This window comes from Acetohalobium arabaticum DSM 5501 (assembly GCF_000144695.1).
Taxonomy (GTDB): Bacteria; Bacillota; Halanaerobiia; order Halobacteroidales; family Acetohalobiaceae; genus Acetohalobium; species Acetohalobium arabaticum.
Genome location: NC_014378.1, coordinates 909,506 through 930,918, shown reverse-complemented (window position 1 = coordinate 930,918; position 21,413 = coordinate 909,506). Strand labels below are relative to the sequence as shown.

The window sequence follows — 21,413 nt, the reverse complement described above, 5'->3', positions numbered from 1 at the left end:
ATCAACTACATTGTGCAAAATTATCTGAAGAAGCGTTTAAAACCAAATTAATGAAATTTCTGTGCTACAAATAGTCAATATGTGTCCAGAGCGACTCTTAAAACTGACTCGAAACCACGGATGGTGGAGAGTCAGTTTTTGAGAGTGAGTGAGACAGGATGTCGAACGAACGGCAAGCGGCGGATACATATTGACTATTCTTGCAATATCATAAAAGTACAAAACTGCAACATTATATCAATTTAGCTTAAGTTGATACTCATTCATGATTAGTCAGTTAAATTCTTCTGATTAATCTTTTTGAACTCAGGGCTTACAGGATAGAAGCCTTCTTCAACTGCTATCTTCTGTCCTTCTTCGCTCAATTCATACTTAATAAAGTCCAGTATAGCCCCTGTCGGCTTTCCGTTAGTATATTGATTTAAAGGTCTAGCCAGTGGATAAGCTCCTGTCTTTACATTCTCCGGTTTCAGAGGACTAGCCGCCTTTGCATCAGCATCCTTGGCTACATTTAAGACATTTAAGCCGTCTATAACTTCACCATCCTTTACAACATAGCCGATTCCAACATAACCGATTCCAGCCTTATCTTCTTTAATTGCTTCTACAATCTGAGCATTACCATTCATCCGCTTCATGTCTGCAGAATAATCACTTTCTAAAACATTATCCTTGAAATAAACAAAAGTACCGGAATTACTCTGACGACCATATAATGAAATTTCCTTATCCGGACCGCCGATTTCTTTCCAGTTAGTAATATCGCCTCTAAAGATCTTACCTATCTCTTCAACTGTTAAATCTTTAATAGAGTTCTCTCCATTAACCACTACTGCTAAGCCATCCATTCCAATAACAAATCGCTTAGGCTCAACTCCATTATCCTTAGCCTGTTGAATCTCTTCATCCTTCATTATTCGTGAAGCATTGGCTATATCCACTTTATCATTAATCAAAGCTGCAATTCCTGTTCCGGAACCGCCGCCGGTTACTGAAATAGAAGCATCTTCTTTTTCACCCATATACTTCTCTGATAGAACCTGTACCATATTTACCATTGTATCAGAACCTTTAACCTGTACATAATCTCCCTGACTCTGCTGATTTCCACCACATCCTACTGCAACTATTCCTACTAATGCTACAAGACTTACTAAGACCACCAATTTCTTGTTAAATAACTTTTTCATTTCTCAGCCTCCTAAATGATTTATTAGTTCTATTCTAATATGAATTATAGCAGATGAATATTAAAGCTAGATTACAGTAATGTTAAATTTATGTTAATAAAAAAAGAAACTGCTGTTTAATTATTCTTAACTAGCTTATAACCTACTCCCTGTACTGTCTTAATTAAGAGGCTTTCTATATTATACTGAGTAAACTTTTTACGCAGCATACGGATATGTACATCTACTGTCCTGATTCCACTTACATTTTCATACCCCCAGACATTAGCCAACAGTTCATCCCTAGAACAGACTTTACCTAACTTATCAATTAAATAGGCTAGAAGATTAAACTCCTTATTAGTCAGATCAATCTCTTCTTTATTAATTAATACCCGATATCCCTTTAAGTCCATAGTTAGTTTACCATACCTTAAAGTCTCTTTCTTGTGATAAGGATTCTGATTAATCCTCCGTGAAACTGCTTTAACTCTAGAAGCCAACTCTCGAGGACTAAAGGGTTTAGTCAAATAATCAGTAGCTCCCAAGTTCAATCCTTTTACTTTATCTTCAACTTCGCTTTTAGCACTCAAAAAAATAATTGGAATTCCTTCAGTCTTCTCCATTTCCTGTAAACAGTGGCAGACCTCAAATCCATCAAGTCCAGGCAGCATAATATCCAGAATAATTAAATCCGGAGCAATATCATCTACTTTTTTTAAAGCTTTCTCTCCATTAATAGCTAGAGAAACCTCATACCCCTCCTGAATAAGGTTATACTTAACCAGTTCTAGGATATTCTTTTCATCATCTACTACTAATATATGATCTTCCCCCATCAGTTTCCCCTCCCGATATCTATCAACTTTAATCTAATTATCTCAAATTTATGTTACAAAGACTTTAGATTAAAGTTAACAGTCTGTTAAAATTAATCATTAATTAAGTAATTACTTCCTTCTAATTTCTTAACCTTATCCTTTAGCTGAGCAGCTGTTCTACCGATATCGAAATAGTTGGCTGATATAAAAAGCAGGTTTTATCATTAACTATTTCTTTAACTTCATCTTCATACCGATTAATTATTCTTTGGGATACTGCCTTAGCTCCTTTGGCTTCAGTAATAACTATAAAGTCATCTCCACCGATATGTCCTACAAAATCACCCTGTCTAGTCAGATTAACTAAAATATCAGCAGTTAACTTAATAACCCGATCTCCATTTTCAAACCCATAATTGTCATTGAAAGCCTTAAAGTTATCGAGATCAATATACATAATTGCTAAATCAGAATTATTATTTATAGCTTTATCTAACTGCTGTTCGATTAAAGAATTGCCGGGTAGTCCGGTCAATGGATTTAAGTTCTGGGCTACATCCACCTGCATCTTAGTTATATGCTCCAATAAGCTGCGGATAGATACTGAACCATAATACTTATCTTCTTTAGTTACTACTATATAATTATAGATTCTATCATGCTCCCGACTCATAGCCTGCCTGGATACTTCCTTAATTGTCTCCTCGCCATCAACAATTAAAGGATGCTTCTCCATTATTAATTCTACTGACCGCTGTTTAAATAGCGACACTCCAAACCGTTTTCCCAATCTATAATATAATTCATCCTTCATAATTAAGCCTACTGGGGTTTCCTCATCATTAACTACTACTATCCCAGTTAAATAATGATTCTGTTCAAAGTAATTTACCGCTTTTTCTACCAGGTCATCTTGATGTAAAGTAATATCCTGGCGGGCTATCTTCTCTATTTTTAAAGTATTGATAGTAATTGATTTCTCTAATTCTTCATTCTTTTTGAGTATAAACTGCTTTAAGCTCTGATCAATAGGCTTAGGAGTAGACAATGGATGCTGAATTAGATAGCCCTGTCCATAATCCACTCCTAATTCTATCAACTTCTCTAATTCATCATAATCTTCAATTCCCTCAGCAATTACTTTAGCATCAATCCGATGCGCAAAATTGATTAATGCCTCCAGTAATGCTTCTTTAGTAGTATCGATATTCACTTTTCTTACTAAAGACATATCCAGTTTAATATACTGGGGATGGAGTTCAGAAATCGTCTGCAAATTGGCATAGCCGGCACCTACATCATCAACCGCAATCTGATATCCCTGTCCATAATAATGCTTCAATGTCTTACGAAAGATATCAAAGTTATTGATAGCAGTCTTTTCAGTAATCTCAAAGATTATATTCTTTTTATTCATCTCCAGATCAGAGATTAACTGCTCTGTAACGCCTTTTTTAAAATCATCAACCTCAATAACCTCGGGGCTGACATTAATAGATAACCTCTCTCCGTCCAAAAAGTCAGTAGCATCAATTATGGATTTCCGCCGACATAAATGCTCAAGATCCAATAATAGATCTGTCTCCTTAGCAAATCCAAATAAGTAATCAGGCCTTTCAAACTCGCTTCCCTCAGGTCCCCTAGTTAAGGCTTCATATCCCATCTTCTCTCCTGATTGTAAAGAAATTAACGGCTGATAGAGAATTTGAATCTGTTCCTGATCAATTATTTCTGCTAATCTATTCTTCTTTTTGATCCATTTTTGATATTCTTCGTCTTTGGCTCTCTTATCTGCTTCTTTTATTGCTTTATAGACAGCACTCTCTACTCGTTTTACATTCTTACCGCTGATTACAGTATAACCTACATATAAGTTCAAACTTTTTTCAATATAATCTCTTTTATTTAATCTATCTACTGCTTGTGATTTGATCCGATTGGCTACTATCTGTAAAGACTTTTCTGCTTCAGTTATAGTATCCTCCAGACCGGCTAAAAAGATAATGAAATCATCGCCGCCGCGGTTACTGATGCCGATCTTATCCTCAGCCCGGACTAAATTATCACAGATATCATCCAAGATATCAGTCAAGCCAAGTAGGATTTTTTCACAAGCTTTATAGCCATACTCTTTTTCAATATGGCTAAAATTAACAATATCCAAACAGACTACTCCTACATTCTTACCCTCTATCTTTAAATACTTATGTAGTTTATCATGAAAAACAGGAATTATCGGCAAGTCAGTTAAAGTATCAGTTAAGTTTTCCCGAATATACCCATTCATCCCATAATCCAATAAACCTTTTATGGAATTTTTGATATTTTCCAACATTATTCCACCTCCTTTTTATAATATTAAAACCCAGCTTATCCTATTGACAAGCTGGGTCTATTACTCAACTACTCACTACTTAATTTTAAATTAATGAAGCGGGACATAGCCCTGTTCTTCAGCAATTTCCTGTCCTTCAGCGCTTAAAACAAAGTTAATGAACTTAGCAGTTAATCCTTCTGGCCAACCGTCAGTAAACATAAATAACGGACGAGCAATTGGGAAAGCACCGCTAGCTACTGTAGCATTGCTCGGTTTAACGCCGTTAACTTTAACAGCTTTAAGATCATCTGATAAGTATCCCAATCCTACATAACCAATAGCTCCTTCAGTCTCTGAAACAGTGCCGGATACTGCTCCATTGGATGCCTGCATTAAAGCACTAGGTGCTACTTTTTCTCCTTCAAGAGCAATCTCTCCAAAGACTTCAAAGGTTCCAGAACTGGAATCACGAGAAACAACAACTATCTCTTCATCTTCGCCGCCTAACTCTTTCCAGTTAGTAATTTCACCAGTATAGATAGCCTTGATCTCATCCAATGTTAATCCATCAACAGAATTGCTTGGATGTAAAACTACAGCAATACCGTCCATTGCTACTCTATGTGGTACAGGATAGATTCCATTATCTCTAGCCTGGTCATACTCTCCTTCTTTAATAAACCGCGATGCATCCGCAATATCAACAGCTCCATCGACTAAGGCAGCAATACCATTACCAGAACCGCCGCCTCTAACTGTAATATTTACCTCTGGATTCTTCTCCATGTAGACTTCGGCAGCCCGTTGTGCAATCGGTAGTACAGTAGAAGATCCCTGGATACTTAAATTCTTTGCCTTCTCATCAGATCCTTGATTACCATTCTCTTCAACCTTTTCTTCTTGCTTCTCCTCGTCATCTCCAAAAATCCCCCAAGCCTCTGCCTGGCCTGTAGCCGTAAATAGAACACCTACTGTCATAAGTAATACTAAAGATAAAGCAACTACTTTTCTGTTAATCATTTAATTTCCTCCTTTATTATTATCTAGATGCTAACTATTTTTTAACTTCAACTGAAGTATAACATCCGCACTTTGAAAAGAAATTAAATGATTATTAAATTTATGTAAAAACTTTCATTCCAAAACCGGCCCCCATCTCTGGTAAAAATAATATAATAGATAGCCCATAACTATTCCATAGACTGTAGCCGTAATATGTAAGATTACTATTGAAGTAATCGGATTCTTAGTTATTGTAGTTAATTTAAAGAAAGAAGCCATGTGAACCACCTCCGAGACAAGCAGCGGAAGCTTCTCTTACTTCGCACATCCTAAAAAAGCAATGTGTTACTAGAGAGATTTGAACGAAGTTTAGTAATTAAGTTTTTGCACCTATTATCGGGCAACTCTTATTCGTTCTGGAGAGTTCACAGCCCCATTATCCCTACTATGGAACTTATCTACCATTTCAGGAATACATTTATCTTTAAGAAACTTTCTCATTATATTCAAACTGCCATTAACATCAGCATTGATTGGTATACTATCTTCGGTAAAGAATAGTCCTCTTTCAACTCTGCGAAATTTATTGTAATTAACTTTATTTAACTTTTCTTTGTCTAATGCACTACAGCCACTAGTATAGGCTTCATTGATAATATATACCTTTATACCAGCTAATTTAGCTTTATATTCAATTAAATCTTTTAATCGTTGAATTGGCACTTGAACAAAAGATTTATTATAGTTCATATTTTGCTTGATTTGTTTTAAATCTCCAATTACTATTTTAGATACATTATTATTTTTAGCTAAATTAATTATTTTTCTGCTAGCTTGGTGGAGATAGTTCGAGATATAGTTTTGGCGTTTTATTCTTAACTTCTTAATTTGTTTGGTATCTTTAAACTTTTTACTACTGGTTTGTTTCATTCTAATAGATTGCAATCTATTTATTTCCTGGTTAAAATACTTATTCTTACTTTTGAGCGGTTTACCATTAATAATATAAGAATCAATATCGTCCTTAAATGTTAAGGTAGCAAGATTATCCAAACCTAAATCTATGCTCATTAAATTATCTCCTGAAGCATTTTCTTTTTCATTTACTTTGTGAATGATGATTAAATACCAATCGCTAGAGAGGTTATCTTTTTTTATTCTTACTTGTTGGAGGTTATCTAAGTTAATCAGGCTTTGAACTGCTGGTGGCAATTCAAATTTAAGACTGTCCACCTGATATTGATTTTTAATCTCTTTAGACAGGGACAAAAGAAGATTATTCTCTCTAACTCTAGTAGCTAAATTAGTAAATATAATCTCACTTGGATTGCTATCTAAATACTTGAAATTAGGTGGTTTTGGTTGACCTTGATACTTGCTCAGGTTGTTATTGTAATCTTTAATTGAGTTAAAATAAGACTTCCAATCTTGAGCTAGTTGTTTAAATAATTGTTGTCTATTATGGCTGTGTAAATAGTCTGTGTGCCAATTAGATTTAAATTGTTTTTCTAATTTAGTATAGACAGGTTTAACATCTTCATTATTTTTTATTTGATAATTAACTGTATTGTATAATTTTGAACAATGCCAAGATAATTCTTTAATTATTTCTAATTGTTTATGGCTGAAATTAGGTTTGAATTTAAAAGACAGTTTCATATTTTCACCTCCTTTACATTGTTATCTATGTTAATTATAGCATATCATTGACACATTGTCAACTATGTATTATAATTAATTATGGAGGTGCTTAATATGGCTAGAAAAAATATTAATACTACATTAGATGAGGATTTATACAAAAAAATTAAAGTTTTAGCTATTGAATTAGACAAAAATGCTAATGATTTAATTGAAGAAGGCATGGAGTATATTATTAACAAGTATGAAAACCAAAAGAATGTTTAATTTCAAGATATCGAACTTTAAAATTAAAGGCTCATTCAGCCCCTACGACAAGCATAGGGGTTTTCTGAGCTGAATTTTATAAAACTACTTCGGCTTAGGTAACCAGAAAATAAATTTAGTTCCTTCTTCTACTTTACTTTCTACTTCTATTCCGCCATTATGTCTCTCCAAAATATGTTTAACTATCGATAGACCTAAACCCGTCCCCCCTAATTTGCGGGATCTAGTCTTATCTACACGATAGAACCTTTCAAAAATTCTAGGTAGATCTTCTTCTGGAATACCCATTCCCGTATCAATGATTTCACTCCAGACTCTATCCTCATCCTCATAGACTTTAATCTTAACCTGACCGCCTTCCGAAGTATACTTAATACCATTATCCACTAAGTTAATATATAATCTTTCTAACTGGCCTCGACTACCTTTAATCCCAGTTATATCAACCGGAACATCAACTTTAAGATCTATCCCCTTATTATCCGCCTTAGGCATTACAGTAGTTAAAACATTTTCGATCACCTGATTTAAATTAACCAATTCTTGATCAAAGCTATCAGATGCCGATTCTAACTGGGATAGATTCAATAAATCAGTTATCAACCGCTCTAAACGATCAGTTTCGTCTTTAATAACCTGTAAAAAGCGCTCCCGAACCCCTGGTTCACAATCTCTTTCATCCAATAAGGTCTCCACATAACCCTTTATAGAAGTTAATGGAGTCCGTAATTCATGAGAAACATTGCTTACAAATTCAGTTCTAATCTGTTCTAACCGCCTTAACTCTGTCACATCCCGTAGAACAGCTACTGCTCCCCGTTCAGTTGTTTTATCATTTTTAATAGGAGTAACATGGACTCTAATCATCCTTTCTACAGGATAGATAGTCTCTATTTCTTCTGTAATGTCTTCACCATTTTTCAACGAAGCCATTATAGCATCATCCAATTTATGGCTGCGGGTTACTTCCATAGTATATTTGCCTAAAGTCTTCTCTTCTTTAAGCTGAAAAATTTCTTCAGCTGCTGGATTTAAAAGAATTATTTTACCATCTTCATCAACTGCAATTACTCCATCGCCCATCCCCCGCAAAATAGCCTCAATCTTATTCTTTTCTCCAGAAATTTCATTAATTTTAGCTTCTAATTTATCAGCCATATTGTTAAAAGCCCTACTTAATCGTCCTAACTCATCTTGAAAGTTAAAACTTAATCGCTGATCTAAATTCCCCTGGGCCATTCGAGCAGCTACCTGAGTCATACGATCAATAGGGTCAGTAATTCGTTTAGTTAACTTCAATCCCAATATCAAAGAAATAATAATAGCTACTACGCCAGAAAATATTAACCGCCAAAAAATATCAAATAACGAATTTTCAACCTGCGTTAAAGGTAAGGCTAGTCTAACTATTCCGGTTATTTCGTTCTCACTTTTTACTGCAAGTGCTATATACTTCATATTCATCTGTAATGTCTTGCTGTACCGAGTAGACTTACCTACTTCTGATTCTAATGCCTGCTGTACTTCTGGCCGGTGAAGATGATTATCCATATCAGTAGGGACCTCTTCTGAATCACCTAATACTAAACCATCAGCATCAATAATGGTAATCCTGGCATCTATCTTATCACCATACTCAGTAACCAGTTTATCTATCTCTTCAACTTGCCGCTGGCTACTGCTTATCCTATCCTGCAACAGAGTCCTAATCAGCTTTGTTTCTTTAATTAAATCCTCCTCTAGCTGGGTTGTAAAATGATGTTTCAACCTATCATTCAAAATCAATCCCGAAATGATTAAAACAGAAATAATTAATACTAACCAGAGTGCCATTATCTTCCATCTAATGCTTTTGAAGAACATATTTTACTCCAACTCCTTAAAGCGATATCCGACTCCTCTTACTGTTTCTATATACTCAACATCTTCCGCAAGATTATTATTTAATTTCTGTCTTGTTCTACGAATATGAACATCCACCGTTCGAGTATCGCCATTATAGCCATAACCCCAGATCTCTTTAAGAAGAAAATTTCTAGTAAGCACCTTACCCGCATTTTTAGCCAATAACATCAATAATTCAAACTCTTTAGGAGTAAAGTTAACCTGTTTATCATCAAGCAGTACCTCATATTTATTTAAATCAATTACTATCTCACCCAGCTTGATACAATCTTCATCTGTTTTTTGACCAGAAGAGCCTGTCCTTCTTAAGATTGCTTTAACTCTAGCTACCAATTCCCGAGGACTGAAAGGCTTAGTTACATAATCATCAGCCCCTAATTCTAATCCTAAAATTCTATCTACTTCCTTCTCTTTTGCCGTTAACATAATAATCGGTAAATCACTCAACTCATCGTCATTTCTAATCTGTCTACAGATATCCAGCCCGCCAATTTCAGGCAACATTAAATCCAGAACCAATAAATCAATATCTTCTTCCTGTAATTTATCAAGAGCAGCCTGACCATCATAAGTTACAAAGACTTGGTACCCTTCTTTTTCTAGATTAAATTTAACTAATTCAACTATATTTTCTTCATCATCAACAACTAAAATCTTCTTTTCCTTCATAAGAACACCTCATTATGGTTTATTTTAATTTAATTAAGCTGGCCATTCTCCCAGTAGTACCAGATTCCGCTCGATAGGAGTATAGCTTATCAGTATTACAGGCAGTACAGATTTCACTAACTATAATATTCTCTTTTAAAACCCCTATATCCTGCAACTGTCGGCTATTAGCCTGCCATAAATCAAGCTTCCAGCTATTATCGCCAGTCTTAATCACTAATTCTTCCCAATAATCAACTGATTGGCTAAGCGGCTTAATTACATAATCATCTACTTCATAACAACAGGAACCAATAGAAGGACCGATACCGACTAAGATATCTTCAGGCTCTGAACCAAACTCCTGCTTCATTTTAAGAACAGTCTTCTGTCCTATCTTCTTTACTGTTCCCTTCCATCCGCCGTGGGCTAGGGCAGCTACCTCTTTAACCGGATCTAAAATAATTACCGGTACACAGTCAGCATAATAAGAAGTCAAAACTACATCTCTTTGATTAGTAATTAAAGCATCGGTTTCAGGAATCGAATCTCGATACTCAACTGCCCCTTTACCTCGGTCAGCTTCAGTTACTATCTCAATATTATCAGAATGAACCTGCTCTCCAGCTACTAACTGACGATAATCTATCTCCAACTCATCACAGAGCCTCTGGCGATTTTTGAGTACATTCTCTGTTCTATCTCCGGTATGAAAGCCTAAATTCAGCTCAGCAAAGTCACCTTTACTAATCCCACCCAATCTAGTAGAAAAAGCATGAGTTACCAAATCAGTATCAGCAAACTCCTCTATAGTATAATACTTTACTTTCTTACCTTCAATCAATTTGAACATAAAATTCACACCTCTAATATATTATACTATTTCAACAGATTAAAATAACTAAACCAGACATATATATGTCTGGTTTAGTTATTAATCCAAATTTTTTCCTGTAGAAGTAATAGTCAATTTACCATGTTTAACGCCTTTGACCCCAATTAATCTCTCAGCTATGCTTCGTACTTCTCCGGCTTTTCCTTTAACTACTAATACTTCTAAACAGTTATGATGATCCAAATGCACATGAGTAGTTGACAAAAAAAGGTGATGAGCATCATGCTGAATAGTATTTAACTTATCACTTAAACCGGAAGAATGATGGTCATAAATTAAAGTAACAGTTCCAGCAACCTCTTTTTTTTCATCCTCCCATTCATTCTCTACTAATCTATTTCTAATCAAATCTCTAATAGCCTCAGAACGATTGGAATATCCTTTATTTGCAATTAAATCATCAAACTTATTAAGCAAGCTTTCCTTCATTGATATGCCGAATCTTACTAATTCATCCATATTAGCATCACCTAACCCTTTATTTTGTAAATAAATTCAAACTTTATTTATAAATTTCGATAAAACAGAAGAAAATTCCTGTATTAATTTAAATTATTTTACCTCAGTAATATCATTTTCAAAGTTAGCAAACTCATCTAAATTTACCAAAATCACATCTTCACCTATCTTCTGAATCTGGTTCCAGTTAATAACTAAATCATCAGGGTCTGATAAAACTCCAAATAATTTCTTTTCTCCCGGAACTACTACTGCCTTTATCTTTCCCTTGTTTAAATCTAACTCAATATCCTTAATCAAGCCTAATCTTTCGCCGTTAACACTAATCACCTCTTTTTTCTTCAATTCAGAGGTCTTAATCACCTTTATCCCTCCTCTTCCCCAGCTTATTTATATATTATGTATTTAATCTCAATTATATATATGAATCCCATTCCGGATATGTTACCAAAAATAATAAAAGCTCCCTACAAGGGAGCCTTTAACTAAACTAATATTAATTAATCACTAGTCAAATTGCTAATTAAATTATCTAAATCAGTAACTGAAGTTCTTAACAAATTCGTTATTTCCTTTTTCTTTTGGGTTAGCTGAGGATTGGATTTTACATACTCCATAAACTTTGATTTAACCTTGATATTCACTTCTTCCTTTTCTAACGCTTCAAAATTCTTCTTAGCTTCCTTTTTATTAACCGAATCTATATAACAGAAAGGAGGGAATAAGACACACCACCAATTCTGACCCTGCCCTTGACCAATAATTATTCTTAAAGCATTATAGTCTCCAGCCGGCAAGGTTTTGCTACCATAAGTTCGCTTTGGAAAATGAAAGTTACCTAACTTAACTTTAACCTGACAATTACTATCCAGGCTAGCTAATTCTGCTTCAGCAACACTTTCTATGTAGCCCAAGTTTTCCTTTACTACTTCCTGGGCTTTATCAGCATCAGTCACTCCAATAAATAATTTCTTTGTTTGATTCATAATTCTGTTCCGAACCTTTCGCTTTATCTTTTGATCATTTACAGAATTACTATTGGCTATCACATGTAACCGCAGTAAATTTTTATGTTTATAAGCAGTGGTATCCTGCTCAGGTGTAAACACCACTGCTGAAGAAGTACCAAACCCGACTAAAATAACTAAAGCAATTACTGTAATAGCCATTAATCTAATTTTTTTCATATTATCGTTCCTCACTTACATACTTTTCAAGATTCTCTAAAGCTGCTTTTTCTAAACGAGATACTTGAGCCTGGGAAATACCGATATTATCTGCAACTTCCATCTGTGTCTTTCCTTTATAAAACCTCATACTTAGAATCAACTTCTCTCTATCCTCTAGCTGGCGCAGTGCTTCTCTAACAGCAATTCCTTCTAGCCAGGATTCATCTTCACTATCATCATCGCTAACCTGATCCATTACATAAATAGGATCTCCACCATCTTGATAGATAGGCTCAAAGAGAGAAATAGGATCTTGAATTGCATCAAGTGCTTGTACTATCTCTTCCCGGGGTATACCTAATTCCTGAGCAATTTCAGTCAATGTTGGTTCTTCCGAAGTTTTATTCTCTAGGCTTTCTTTCATCTGTAAAGCTTTATAGGCGGTATCACGCAATGAACGGCTGACTCTAATAGGATTATGATCTCTAAGGTGGCGTCTAATCTCGCCAATAATCATCGGGACAGCATAAGTAGAAAACTTAACATTCCTGCTGAGATCAAAATTGTCAATTGCTTTCATCAATCCGATACATCCTACCTGAAATAAATCATCAATAGGCTCACCACGGTTATTAAATCGCTGCAACACACTAAGTACTAATTTTAAATTACCGCCTACTATCGTCTGGCGTGCTTCTCTATCTCCATTCTGCATCTTCTTGAATAACTCTCGCATTTCTTCATTGGATAGAACAGGTAATTCTGAAGTATTTACCCCAGAAATATCTACTTTATTTCCCAAGGCTGACCCTCCCAGTTTTTACCAGTTGATACCTTCTATTATCATTATTGCCGGGTACTTCAAGATTTATACATGTAATTTTTGCAATACTTAATAAAAAAACACCAGTATCTAAAAAGATACTGATGCAATAACATCTATCTATATATAATGTAAGCTTCATTAACAAAAACAATTTTAATCCCTTTTAATTTAGCCTTGTATTCTATCAAATCCTTAAATCTTTGTATAGGAATAGCTACAAAATGTTTATTATTTGAATTATTTTGCTTAATACCTGCTATATCACCAATTACTATAGTATCTACATTATTTTTAGTTGCTAATTCAACTATCTTCTTACTAGCTTTATGTAGATAGTCAGCAACAAGGAGGTTCTATTTTTTATTCTCTTAAATGTTGCGTACAGTTAATTAAGGATACAATCGGATCTCCATCGTAGAATTTAACTATATTTACCGCAGTGTTATCCTGTTGAATCCGCCAGAAGTTACTTAGCGGCATTCCCAAGAGATCAACTAACAGTGCCCGAATTGTACCGCCGTGGGCTACAACTAATACTTGTTCATCTTCATGTTTAGTCTTTATTCTATTTAAACCTTCTTTTGCTCTCTTCTGTACCTCTTCAAAGTTCTCTCCTTCCGGTGTCTGAACTGTTACCGGATCCTTAAGCCAGGCATCTAATTTCTCTCCATCACGTTCTTTGATCTCTTCAAATGTTAAACCTTCCCAGACACCAAAATTGGCTTCTCTAAGTTTAGCTTCCGTATTAATATTAATTCCGTGCTGATCTGCTACTATCTCTGCTGTCTTTGCTGCCCGCTGTAGATCACTAGCATAAACCATATCCAGCCTAAAGTCGGCAAATCTTTCCGCCAGTCTTTCAGCCTGCTTAACACCATCTGAACTCAACTTTACATCGGCTGAACCCTGAAACCGGGACTCCTTATTCCACAACGTCTCACCATGTCGAACTAAGATAATCTCAGTAGCCATCTTTTATTCTCCCCCTGCTTCTAGCAATGACTTTAAAGCAGCAATTAATTGTTGGTTATCTTCTCTACCCTTAACTGCTACCCGAATAAAATTACTTCCCAATAAATGATAACTGCTGCAGTCTCTAATTAAGATACCCTTACTGGCTAATCTATCCTTCAATTCTGTCGAAGTATACTCTGTTTTAGAAATATCGATTAAAATATAATTAGCTGCCGGCTGATAAGGCTCACATCCTGTCAGTTTCTCTAGAGACTGATACAGAAACTTCTTTTCTCGATTAATCGCCTCTTTAGTCTTTTGAATATATTTATCTTCAGCTACAACCTCAGTTCCTACTCTTTGAGCAAATAGGTTCACATTCCAGGGATCTTTATTTTCTTCCAGTTTTGTTACCAGCTGACGATTAGTAACAGCATAACCGACCCTTAAACCGGGAATAGCAAAGAATTTAGTCATAGACCGCAGCACCAGTAGATTATCAACAGCTGCTGCTTTAGAGATTAATGTATAATCAGCTTCAGCCCATAAAAAATCCAGAAAAGCTTCATCAACTATTACAAAAACATCATTCTTCTCAGCTGTAGCCAATAATTTCAACAAATCATCCTTACTTATTAAATCTCCTGTCGGATTATTCGGATTACATAAGAATAATAAATCCAGCTGAGAATTATTCAACTCAACAATTAACTCATCAATCTCCAAACTGAACTTATTGGCCCGATTCAGTTCAAACAGATTCACTTCTCCTCCCACACTCTCAACGGCTGCTTCATACTCTGAAAAGGTTGGAGCCAGCACCAATGCCTGCTCAGGTGAAATCACCTTACTGACCAGATATATTAATTCTACTGCTCCATTACCAACAATTAGATTCTCTGCTTCTACTCCATGGTACTCAGCCAGAGCTAAAGATAGACTTTGAGCATTCGGCTCTGGATAATTAACTATATCATCTAAATTATCCTTGATTACATCCTCTACTACAGCCGGAGGACCCAAAAAGTTTATATTGGCACTAAAATCAATAATCTTATCCGGCTTTAAACCATACTTATCTGCTGCTGCCTTAATATTGCCGCCGTGGATTCGTTTATTACTAGCCATATTGATACTTCCTTTCCTGATTGAAACTGCTCTCAATTATCTCCAATCCGCCATTGATCAGCTTTACATTATATATAGATAAATCATCTTTCATATTCTGAACCTCTGTTTTTAAAGCTTCAGTCTCAATCCTCTTCGAATCATGTAAAATTCCGAGCAACGTTCCGCTGTGAGCTACATTTATTCCCCAGACTCCCTGTAATTCAGTCAGCTGAAGTAGCTTATTAAAGTGAGGTTTAGCCAAAATCCTCTGATTAGCCTGACTACTTAGAGTAGCTCCCCTACCAATCAGCTTTGAATTCTGTTCTTTAATCCCTTCTACTGCCAATTTTAAAGCCCGGTTGGTCTCTGGTTCATTCTTTCGATTTAATTCAGCCAAATCTTTTCTATTATTGAAATCCAAGGTATCCACTTTACCCCCTAGATCCAGCATCAAAATATCTATTCCTGCCACCTCACCCAGATACCTATACCGCTTGCCCTGCACATGATCAAAAAGAACAATCCCTTCATAAAAAAGACCATCTGTTGGTTCAATACTAAGGGCTAAGTTAGCTATTTCATCAGAGGTGATCCTTTCTCCTGAAGCAACGGCTGTAGCCAGAATTGCTGCTGTAATATCAGCTGTACTGCTGGCCATTCCTTTCTCAGATATTAGATTAGAATCAACTTCAATCCTGGCCTTTAAGCTATCATTACCCAGATAATCCAAGGTCTTATCGACAGCCTTAATTGTCTTCGATAGATTACAGTTACAGATACTTCTTTTCAGCTCTGTAGTTAATTCTACTGTTACATATGAATAACAATTAATCGGACAAGTAACATGGAAGTTATCACCATTAATTGTTCCCTGGACTAACTCACCACAGGTTCCTGGAGCTCTAACCGTTGCTTTCACTTTACCCACCTCTTTCTATTAATAGATTAATGTTAATGCTAATAATGCAAATACCTCTATTAATTCATTAATTGCTCCATAACAGTCACCTGTTAAGCCGTCAATTCGCTTAGTAATAATTCTAATAATTACTACTGTTATAATCCAGACTAGAATAAAGGCTGCCAAACCATAGACTCCTAATAATAAGCCTGCTAAGACTGCTGTCCATAAAGAAGCAATTAAAAGTTCTTTAGTCTCAACAAACTCAGCATATGCTGTACCCAAACCTGCTTCCTCTCTAGCATAAGGATAGAAAGCAGCAGCATAGACCATAGCCCATCTACTTAAAGTGGGTACCAACAATAGAACCTCTACTTCAATCTGAGCAGTAAGCTCAGTTAAAAAGACAAACTTCAATAACAATAATGACATAAGACCTGTTACCCCATGGGCCCCTACTCGGCTATCATGCATAATCTCTAGCATTCGCTGTTTAGAGCGACCGCTGAAGATACCATCAATAGTATCCATATAACCATCTAAATGTAATCCGCCGGTAATCATAATCCAGGCAATTAAAAGCAAAGCTTTAACTGCTAAATCAGACCATAAGAAGCTGAAACCTACATTCAGCCCTACTAATATAGCTCCAATTAGACTACCGATAATTGGATAATAAATCATAGACTTACCAACATTACGAGAAGTATAATTTATATCAGCATTAATCGGAATTCTAGTCAAAAACTGCAGTGAAATAATCAAGCGAGTAACTAATCTTCTGATCAACATTGGCTTATCACTTCCTTGTTCATTATCAATATTCAATCCCTCTTCTACTGCTGATTCCCTGGTCAGCATAAGGATGCTTTTGGGCCTTCATCTCTGTTACCAGATCCGCTGCTTCTAAGATATCATCATCAAATCCGCGTCCTGTCATGATCAGCTCTGTCTTATCTCCTTTTAAAGAGATTAAGTCCAATACATCATCTACAGCCAATAAATCATACCGTAAAGCATTATTGATCTCATCTAAAATAACAATATCTATCTCTGAATTCTGTAAGACTTTCTGAGCATAACTATAGGCTTCATCAACATATTCTTTAAATTCCTCTTTAGCTTCATCCTCTTCACCTTTTAGAAAGCATTCTCCACAGCCGTCACATTTACGTAGACCTTCTCTAATTAAAGCAGCATAGGGACATCCTCTCCCAAACTGCTTTATACTTAAATTAGGTAGCCGCTCGGTTGAAAAAAGCTCTCCTGAATAAGCACTTCCCTTCATAAATTGAATCATAACTACCTTAAATCCATGGCCGACTGCTCGCAGTGCCAATCCTAAAGATGCTGTAGTCTTTCCTTTACCCTTTCCGGTATAGACCTGAACTAGTCCCTGTTCTAATTCTGAGTTCATTTTAATAACTGCTCCCTTCTATGAATTTTAGACAGCTATCAATTAAGTTATCAATCACAGCCGGATTGCTGGCAAAATGGAGATGGAGATAAGAAGCCAACAGATTATCTTTAAGAATACCGCCCGCCCGGTTATCCCTTCCTTTACCTCCTGTTAATCGATAGGCATAAGTAGTATCTTCTGGTAAACTTACTAATCGAGAATAATGGAACTCATGTCCCCGTACCTTATCTCCCTGATTCAATAGAATATTATCCTCTTTAACTTCAGCCTCAGCATATCCCATCGCCTGCAGCCGATCTGTCATCTCTATTCGACCCGAAATTGATCCAACCATCGAATGAGTCTCTCCCTCGAAGTCAGTAATTGCTTCTGTCAGATACATTAAACCGCCGCATTCGGCATAAACAGGCATTCCGGCTACAATAGCTTCTTTAATACTCTTCTGCATAGACTGATTATCACTTAACTCAGCAAGAAAGCTTTCAGGAAAACCACCGCCGATATAAAGCCCTGCTATATCTTCAGGTAGAGCAGTATCAAAAACAGGGCTAAAATATTCTAATTCAACGCCGTTTTCCTCCAATAAATCAAGATTATCCTCATAATAAAAGTTAAAGGCTTCATCTCTGGCTACTGCCAGTTTCACTTCTGATACTGGTCCGGTTTGTGAAAATAGAGTTTTCTTCTTTACTTCAACTTCTTCAGTTTCAGCAGCTAGATTATATAGCTCCTTTAAATCCAGATTCTGAAGAATAACCTCTGCTAAATCATCTATATAATCATCCATCTGAGAGGTTTCAGAGGTCGGTACTAAGCCTAAATGTCGTTCCGGCAGCTCTAAACTCTCCTGCCGCGGAATATATCCCAGCACAGAAATCCCTAGTTCTTCAATCGGTTCCTTCAATATCTGATAATGGCTGTCACTGCTGACGCGGTTTAAAATCACACCGGCCAGGTTCAATTCGGAATCATAATGCTTATACCCGTAAGCCAAAGCTGCTCCGCTCTGAGCCATCTTACCTGCATCGATGATCAAAATTACTGGAGCAGATAGAATCTTGGCCACTTCCGCAGTACTCCCGTCTCCTTCATCGACGCGATGTCCGTCAAATAGGCCCATCACTCCCTCAATAATTGAAATATCGGCTCCCTGACTATTCCTATCAAATAGCTCTATTAACTTATCTGAAGATACCATCCAGCTATCTAAATTACGCGAAATCCGTTCGGTAGCTGCAGTATGAAAGCCTGGATCTATATAATCAGGCCCTACTTTATAAGGCTGAACATCATAACCTTTCTTGGTCATGGCAGCCATCAGTCCGGTAGCCAGTGTTGTTTTACCAACTCCACTTTGGGTACCGGCAATCACGACTCTTGGTTGCATTTTATTGGCTCCTTCCATTAAATAATCACAAACAATATCTCACTAATCAAGAATAACCCCGTAGTTAAGTACATCAAATGAATTGCCGCCTTAATATCAGCAGCTACTAGCTTTCTGGTTTCATCTCCCAAATGCTCTCTGAAGCTGGGCTCTCCATGATAATAATTAAGGCCGCCTAATCTCACTCCCAAAGCTCCTGCTACTGCTGCTTCTGAGTAGCCTCCGTTGGGACTGGGATGCTTGCGGGCATCACGGAGTACTATCTTAAATGACTGTAGACTATTCTTGCCTAACAATAAGGCTGCCAATGGAAATAAGAGACCACTGATGCGGGCTGGAACTAAGTTAGCCAGATCATCTATGCGGGCCGGAGCCCAACCGAAGTAGCGGTAGCGTTCATTCTTATAGCCCAACATTGAATCCAGAGTATTAACGGCCTTATAGGCCATGGCCAGAGGCGCTCCGCCCAAGAAAGCATAAAATAATGGAGAAAGAATTCCGTCAACAGTATTCTCAGCTACTGTCTCTACTGTAGCCCGGACTATCTCGTTTTCTGCTAACTCATCAGTATCCCGGCCTACAATCCAGTCCAACTTCTGGCGGGCCTGGTCTAAATCATCATTCACTAAAGGTTGGTAAATTCCCTTGGCTGCCTCAGCTAAACCGCTGATAGAAAGTGTTATAGATATCAATAATACTTTAATTATTAATCCTAAAATAATATTTACTTTAACAGCCGCCATCACCAAAAAGTAAGTTATAGACCAGGTCAGCCCAATTGTCACTACAGCCAGAATCAATCCGGCAGCCTTTTCTGCCAAGCTACTGCCAGCAAGCTGTCTTAATCTTTCCTCTCCCCAGTCAATGAAATTACCGATAATCACTACCGGATGAGTAATCCTATCTATCTCTCCTATAACTAAATCCAGGATTACTGCTGCTATAACTATAATACTAATTTGTTCAAACATAGCTTTAATTCCTCTTCCCTGAGTAAAATTTATAAATTCAGAATTTGATAGACTTGCTCCAGATCCACATTCTCTCTTACTATTTCTGCCAGCTGTTCATAGGCTTTTTCTCTCTTTTCTGCAGTAGATACTTCTGCACTACAGTCCAACTTAGGCAGCCCTTTCTGCTGGCGTAGATAATTGATAAAACTGCGACGAAAGGTATCATTATCAAAGATACCATGGAGATAGGTGCCAAATACCAGACCGTCTTCACTAACTGCTCCATCCAGTCTAGTCTTCTTTTCATCTTCCGCAGAGACTTCAATCAAAGGTTCAACTCCTTTACCCAACCTGCTTTCACCCATATGTATCTCATAGCCAGCTATAGATCTATCGGCTAAACTACTAAATAGATTCTGATTATTGATAATCTCCCCTGTTACCTGTTTAGTTACCTTTTCGGGATTAAAAGTAGTCTCCACCTTCAACAGTTCCAGGCCTGCAATCTCCTTACCATCAGTCTCCATCCGGTGCGGATCAGTTATCTTAGTACCCAGCATCTGGTAACCACCGCAGATACCGACTACCATTGTTCCCTTCTCAGCTAACTCCTGTATCTGATCAACATAGCCTACCTCTTGTAAATACTCCAGATCTTCAATAGTATTCTTACTGCCCGGAATTATAACTGCATCCGGCTCTCCTAATTGCTCTCCATCTTTGATATACCGGACTTTAACATCAGCCTCATCTTCTAGCGGAGCAAAGTCAGTAAAGTTTGAAATATGGGGTAAATATAGAATAGCAATCTCTATATCTCCATATTGGCTGCCTTCTAATCTATCAGCCGGCAGTGAATCCTCTTCTGGTATTTTAAAATCAGTAAAGTAAGGAATTACTCCTAAAACCGGAACTCCTGTATATTCCTCTATAAACTCAAGCCCCGGCTTTAATCTACTGACATCACCTCTGAATTTATTGATAATAATCCCTTTAATTCTCTCCAATTCACTCTCATTTAACAACTTAAAGGTACCGACAATCGAAGCAAAGACTCCGCCCCGCTCAATGCTGGCTACCAAAATTACCGGTGCCTGGGCCAGTTCAGCCGCTTTCATATTCACTAAATCATACTCTCTTAAGTTAACCTCGGCAGGACTGCCGGCTCCTTCTAAGACTACGCCCTGATAATCCTCTTTTAATCTATTCAGTGACTCCTGAATATAGCTTAATCCTTCCTCACGATGGTTGAAATACTCCTGAGCGCCCATATTCCGGTGCGGTCGCCCATGAATAATCACCTGGGAAGTAGTATCCTCCTTAGGCTTTAGGAGAATCGGATTCATATCTACTGTTGCCTCAACCTGGGCTGCTTCAGCCTGCACCGCCTGAGCCCGGCCGATCTCTCCTCCTTCTTTAGTTACATAGGAGTTTAGCGCCATATTCTGTGATTTAAAAGGAGCTACATGATAACCATCTTGAGCAAGAATTCTACAGAAGGCTGCAGTCATTACACTCTTACCGACATCAGAACCTGTCCCCTGAAACATAAGCGTTTTAGCTGTCATT

General features: G+C 36.8%; 22 protein-coding genes and 1 pseudogene. 1 reads left to right on the top strand and 22 read right to left on the bottom strand.

Annotated elements, in window-relative coordinates; translation table 11 throughout:
* Positions 1-269: 269 nt before the first annotated feature.
* The 6 genes from acear_RS04580 to acear_RS04560 form a co-directional block, all read right to left on the bottom strand.
* Positions 270-1,190, bottom strand: coding sequence for a PstS family phosphate ABC transporter substrate-binding protein (locus acear_RS04580; RefSeq protein ID WP_013277842.1), 921 nt, complete (start codon positions 1,188-1,190; stop codon positions 270-272).
* Positions 1,191-1,306: 116 nt separating this feature from the next.
* Entirely contained in the window at positions 1,307-2,008 is a 702-nt protein-coding gene (locus tag acear_RS04575; RefSeq protein WP_013277841.1) for a response regulator transcription factor, read from the bottom strand.
* A 142-nt stretch (positions 2,009-2,150) separates the two neighbouring features.
* Positions 2,151-4,325: an EAL domain-containing protein gene (locus tag acear_RS04570; protein ID WP_013277840.1), complete on the bottom strand. Its 2,175-nt coding sequence runs from the start codon at positions 4,323-4,325 to the stop codon at positions 2,151-2,153.
* Positions 4,326-4,415: 90 nt separating this feature from the next.
* On the bottom strand, positions 4,416-5,327 hold the full coding sequence (locus acear_RS04565) for a phosphate ABC transporter substrate-binding protein (protein ID WP_013277839.1): 912 nt from the start codon (positions 5,325-5,327) through the stop codon (positions 4,416-4,418).
* Positions 5,328-5,441: 114 nt separating this feature from the next.
* On the bottom strand, positions 5,442-5,588 hold the full coding sequence (locus acear_RS12540) for a hypothetical protein (protein WP_187286636.1): 147 nt from the start codon (positions 5,586-5,588) through the stop codon (positions 5,442-5,444).
* Between the two features lie 114 nt (positions 5,589-5,702).
* Positions 5,703-6,968, bottom strand: coding sequence for an RNA-guided endonuclease InsQ/TnpB family protein (locus acear_RS04560; protein WP_013277838.1), 1,266 nt, complete (start codon positions 6,966-6,968; stop codon positions 5,703-5,705).
* A 96-nt stretch (positions 6,969-7,064) separates the two neighbouring features.
* On the opposite strand from acear_RS04560, the gene acear_RS12535 reads away from it, so the two are divergent.
* Positions 7,065-7,217, top strand: coding sequence for a hypothetical protein (locus acear_RS12535; protein WP_013277837.1), 153 nt, complete (start codon positions 7,065-7,067; stop codon positions 7,215-7,217).
* An 84-nt stretch (positions 7,218-7,301) separates the two neighbouring features.
* Here the strand turns inward: acear_RS12535 and pnpS are convergent, their stop codons facing one another.
* From pnpS to acear_RS04485, 16 genes and pseudogenes are all read right to left on the bottom strand, one after another.
* Positions 7,302-9,080 carry a two-component system histidine kinase PnpS gene (gene pnpS, locus acear_RS04555; RefSeq protein ID WP_013277836.1) on the bottom strand — a complete coding sequence of 593 codons (1,779 nt, stop codon included), beginning with the start codon at positions 9,078-9,080 and terminating at the stop codon, positions 7,302-7,304.
* A 3-nt stretch (positions 9,081-9,083) separates the two neighbouring features.
* On the bottom strand, positions 9,084-9,791 hold the full coding sequence (locus acear_RS04550; RefSeq protein WP_013277835.1) for a response regulator transcription factor: 708 nt from the start codon (positions 9,789-9,791) through the stop codon (positions 9,084-9,086).
* Between the two features lie 19 nt (positions 9,792-9,810).
* Positions 9,811-10,623: a peptidoglycan editing factor PgeF gene (gene pgeF, locus acear_RS04545; protein ID WP_013277834.1), complete on the bottom strand. Its 813-nt coding sequence runs from the start codon at positions 10,621-10,623 to the stop codon at positions 9,811-9,813.
* 81 nt (positions 10,624-10,704) lie between these two features.
* The gene (gene nikR / locus acear_RS04540; RefSeq protein ID WP_013277833.1) at positions 10,705-11,124 is read right to left on the bottom strand and encodes a nickel-responsive transcriptional regulator NikR; all 420 of its coding nucleotides are present in this window, start codon (positions 11,122-11,124) and stop codon (positions 10,705-10,707) included.
* A gap of 93 nt (positions 11,125-11,217) precedes the next feature.
* Positions 11,218-11,487 (bottom strand): PRC-barrel domain-containing protein, encoded by a 270-nt coding sequence (locus acear_RS04535; protein ID WP_013277832.1) that lies wholly within the window; start codon positions 11,485-11,487, stop codon positions 11,218-11,220.
* Between the two features lie 137 nt (positions 11,488-11,624).
* Positions 11,625-12,311 (bottom strand): stage II sporulation protein R, encoded by a 687-nt coding sequence (gene spoIIR, locus acear_RS04530; protein ID WP_013277831.1) that lies wholly within the window; start codon positions 12,309-12,311, stop codon positions 11,625-11,627.
* Position 12,312: 1 nt separating this feature from the next.
* Positions 12,313-13,095, bottom strand: a complete 783-nt coding sequence (sigG, locus tag acear_RS04525) for an RNA polymerase sporulation sigma factor SigG (protein WP_013277830.1) — start codon at positions 13,093-13,095, stop codon at positions 12,313-12,315.
* A gap of 152 nt (positions 13,096-13,247) precedes the next feature.
* Positions 13,248-13,463, bottom strand: a pseudogene (locus acear_RS12320) (IS200/IS605 family accessory protein TnpB-related protein); the annotation flags it as partial.
* Positions 13,464-13,479: 16 nt separating this feature from the next.
* Positions 13,480-14,091 (bottom strand): alpha-ribazole phosphatase, encoded by a 612-nt coding sequence (gene cobC / locus acear_RS04520; RefSeq protein WP_013277829.1) that lies wholly within the window; start codon positions 14,089-14,091, stop codon positions 13,480-13,482.
* A gap of 3 nt (positions 14,092-14,094) precedes the next feature.
* On the bottom strand, positions 14,095-15,201 hold the full coding sequence (cobD, locus tag acear_RS04515) for a threonine-phosphate decarboxylase CobD (RefSeq protein WP_013277828.1): 1,107 nt from the start codon (positions 15,199-15,201) through the stop codon (positions 14,095-14,097).
* A complete protein-coding gene (locus tag acear_RS04510) occupies positions 15,194-16,102 on the bottom strand; it encodes a GHMP family kinase ATP-binding protein (protein ID WP_013277827.1) in 909 nt (302 codons plus the stop codon). The genes cobD and acear_RS04510 overlap by 8 nt, the downstream gene beginning before the upstream one ends.
* 18 nt (positions 16,103-16,120) lie before the next feature.
* Positions 16,121-16,945: an adenosylcobinamide-GDP ribazoletransferase gene (gene cobS / locus acear_RS04505; protein WP_148217672.1), complete on the bottom strand. Its 825-nt coding sequence runs from the start codon at positions 16,943-16,945 to the stop codon at positions 16,121-16,123.
* Positions 16,902-17,501 (bottom strand): cob(I)yrinic acid a,c-diamide adenosyltransferase, encoded by a 600-nt coding sequence (locus tag acear_RS04500; protein ID WP_013277825.1) that lies wholly within the window; start codon positions 17,499-17,501, stop codon positions 16,902-16,904. The genes cobS and acear_RS04500 overlap by 44 nt, the downstream gene beginning before the upstream one ends.
* A 1-nt stretch (position 17,502) precedes the next feature.
* Positions 17,503-18,891, bottom strand: a complete 1,389-nt coding sequence (locus tag acear_RS04495; RefSeq protein ID WP_013277824.1) for a cobyrinic acid a,c-diamide synthase CobB — start codon at positions 18,889-18,891, stop codon at positions 17,503-17,505.
* Between the two features lie 17 nt (positions 18,892-18,908).
* A complete protein-coding gene (gene cbiB, locus acear_RS04490; RefSeq protein ID WP_013277823.1) occupies positions 18,909-19,862 on the bottom strand; it encodes an adenosylcobinamide-phosphate synthase CbiB in 954 nt (317 codons plus the stop codon).
* Positions 19,863-19,891: 29 nt separating this feature from the next.
* Positions 19,892-21,412, bottom strand: a complete 1,521-nt coding sequence (locus acear_RS04485) for a cobyric acid synthase (protein WP_013277822.1) — start codon at positions 21,410-21,412, stop codon at positions 19,892-19,894.
* Position 21,413: the final 1 nt, after the last annotated feature.

Excerpts from the sequence above, each read along its gene's own strand:
- acear_RS04580 (WP_013277842.1), bottom strand. The coding sequence starts at position 1,190 with ATGAAAAAGTTATTTAACAAGAAATTGGTGGTCTTAGTAAGTCTTGTA.
- acear_RS04575 (WP_013277841.1), bottom strand. The coding sequence starts at position 2,008 with ATGGGGGAAGATCATATATTAGTAGTAGATGATGAAAAGAATATCCTA.
- acear_RS04570 (WP_013277840.1), bottom strand. The coding sequence starts at position 4,325 with ATGTTGGAAAATATCAAAAATTCCATAAAAGGTTTATTGGATTATGGG.
- acear_RS04565 (WP_013277839.1), bottom strand. The coding sequence starts at position 5,327 with ATGATTAACAGAAAAGTAGTTGCTTTATCTTTAGTATTACTTATGACA.
- acear_RS12540 (WP_187286636.1), bottom strand. The coding sequence starts at position 5,588 with ATGGCTTCTTTCTTTAAATTAACTACAATAACTAAGAATCCGATTACT.
- acear_RS04560 (WP_013277838.1), bottom strand. The coding sequence starts at position 6,968 with ATGAAACTGTCTTTTAAATTCAAACCTAATTTCAGCCATAAACAATTA.
- acear_RS12535 (WP_013277837.1), top strand. The coding sequence starts at position 7,065 with ATGGCTAGAAAAAATATTAATACTACATTAGATGAGGATTTATACAAA.
- pnpS (WP_013277836.1), bottom strand. The coding sequence starts at position 9,080 with ATGTTCTTCAAAAGCATTAGATGGAAGATAATGGCACTCTGGTTAGTA.
- acear_RS04550 (WP_013277835.1), bottom strand. The coding sequence starts at position 9,791 with ATGAAGGAAAAGAAGATTTTAGTTGTTGATGATGAAGAAAATATAGTT.
- pgeF (WP_013277834.1), bottom strand. The coding sequence starts at position 10,623 with ATGTTCAAATTGATTGAAGGTAAGAAAGTAAAGTATTATACTATAGAG.
- nikR (WP_013277833.1), bottom strand. The coding sequence starts at position 11,124 with ATGGATGAATTAGTAAGATTCGGCATATCAATGAAGGAAAGCTTGCTT.
- spoIIR (WP_013277831.1), bottom strand. The coding sequence starts at position 12,311 with ATGAAAAAAATTAGATTAATGGCTATTACAGTAATTGCTTTAGTTATT.
- cobC (WP_013277829.1), bottom strand. The coding sequence starts at position 14,091 with ATGGCTACTGAGATTATCTTAGTTCGACATGGTGAGACGTTGTGGAAT.
- cobD (WP_013277828.1), bottom strand. The coding sequence starts at position 15,201 with ATGGCTAGTAATAAACGAATCCACGGCGGCAATATTAAGGCAGCAGCA.
- cobS (WP_148217672.1), bottom strand. The coding sequence starts at position 16,945 with ATGCTGACCAGGGAATCAGCAGTAGAAGAGGGATTGAATATTGATAAT.
- acear_RS04500 (WP_013277825.1), bottom strand. The coding sequence starts at position 17,501 with ATGAACTCAGAATTAGAACAGGGACTAGTTCAGGTCTATACCGGAAAG.
- acear_RS04495 (WP_013277824.1), bottom strand. The coding sequence starts at position 18,891 with ATGCAACCAAGAGTCGTGATTGCCGGTACCCAAAGTGGAGTTGGTAAA.
- cbiB (WP_013277823.1), bottom strand. The coding sequence starts at position 19,862 with ATGTTTGAACAAATTAGTATTATAGTTATAGCAGCAGTAATCCTGGAT.
- acear_RS04485 (WP_013277822.1), bottom strand. The coding sequence starts at position 21,412 with ATGACAGCTAAAACGCTTATGTTTCAGGGGACAGGTTCTGATGTCGGT.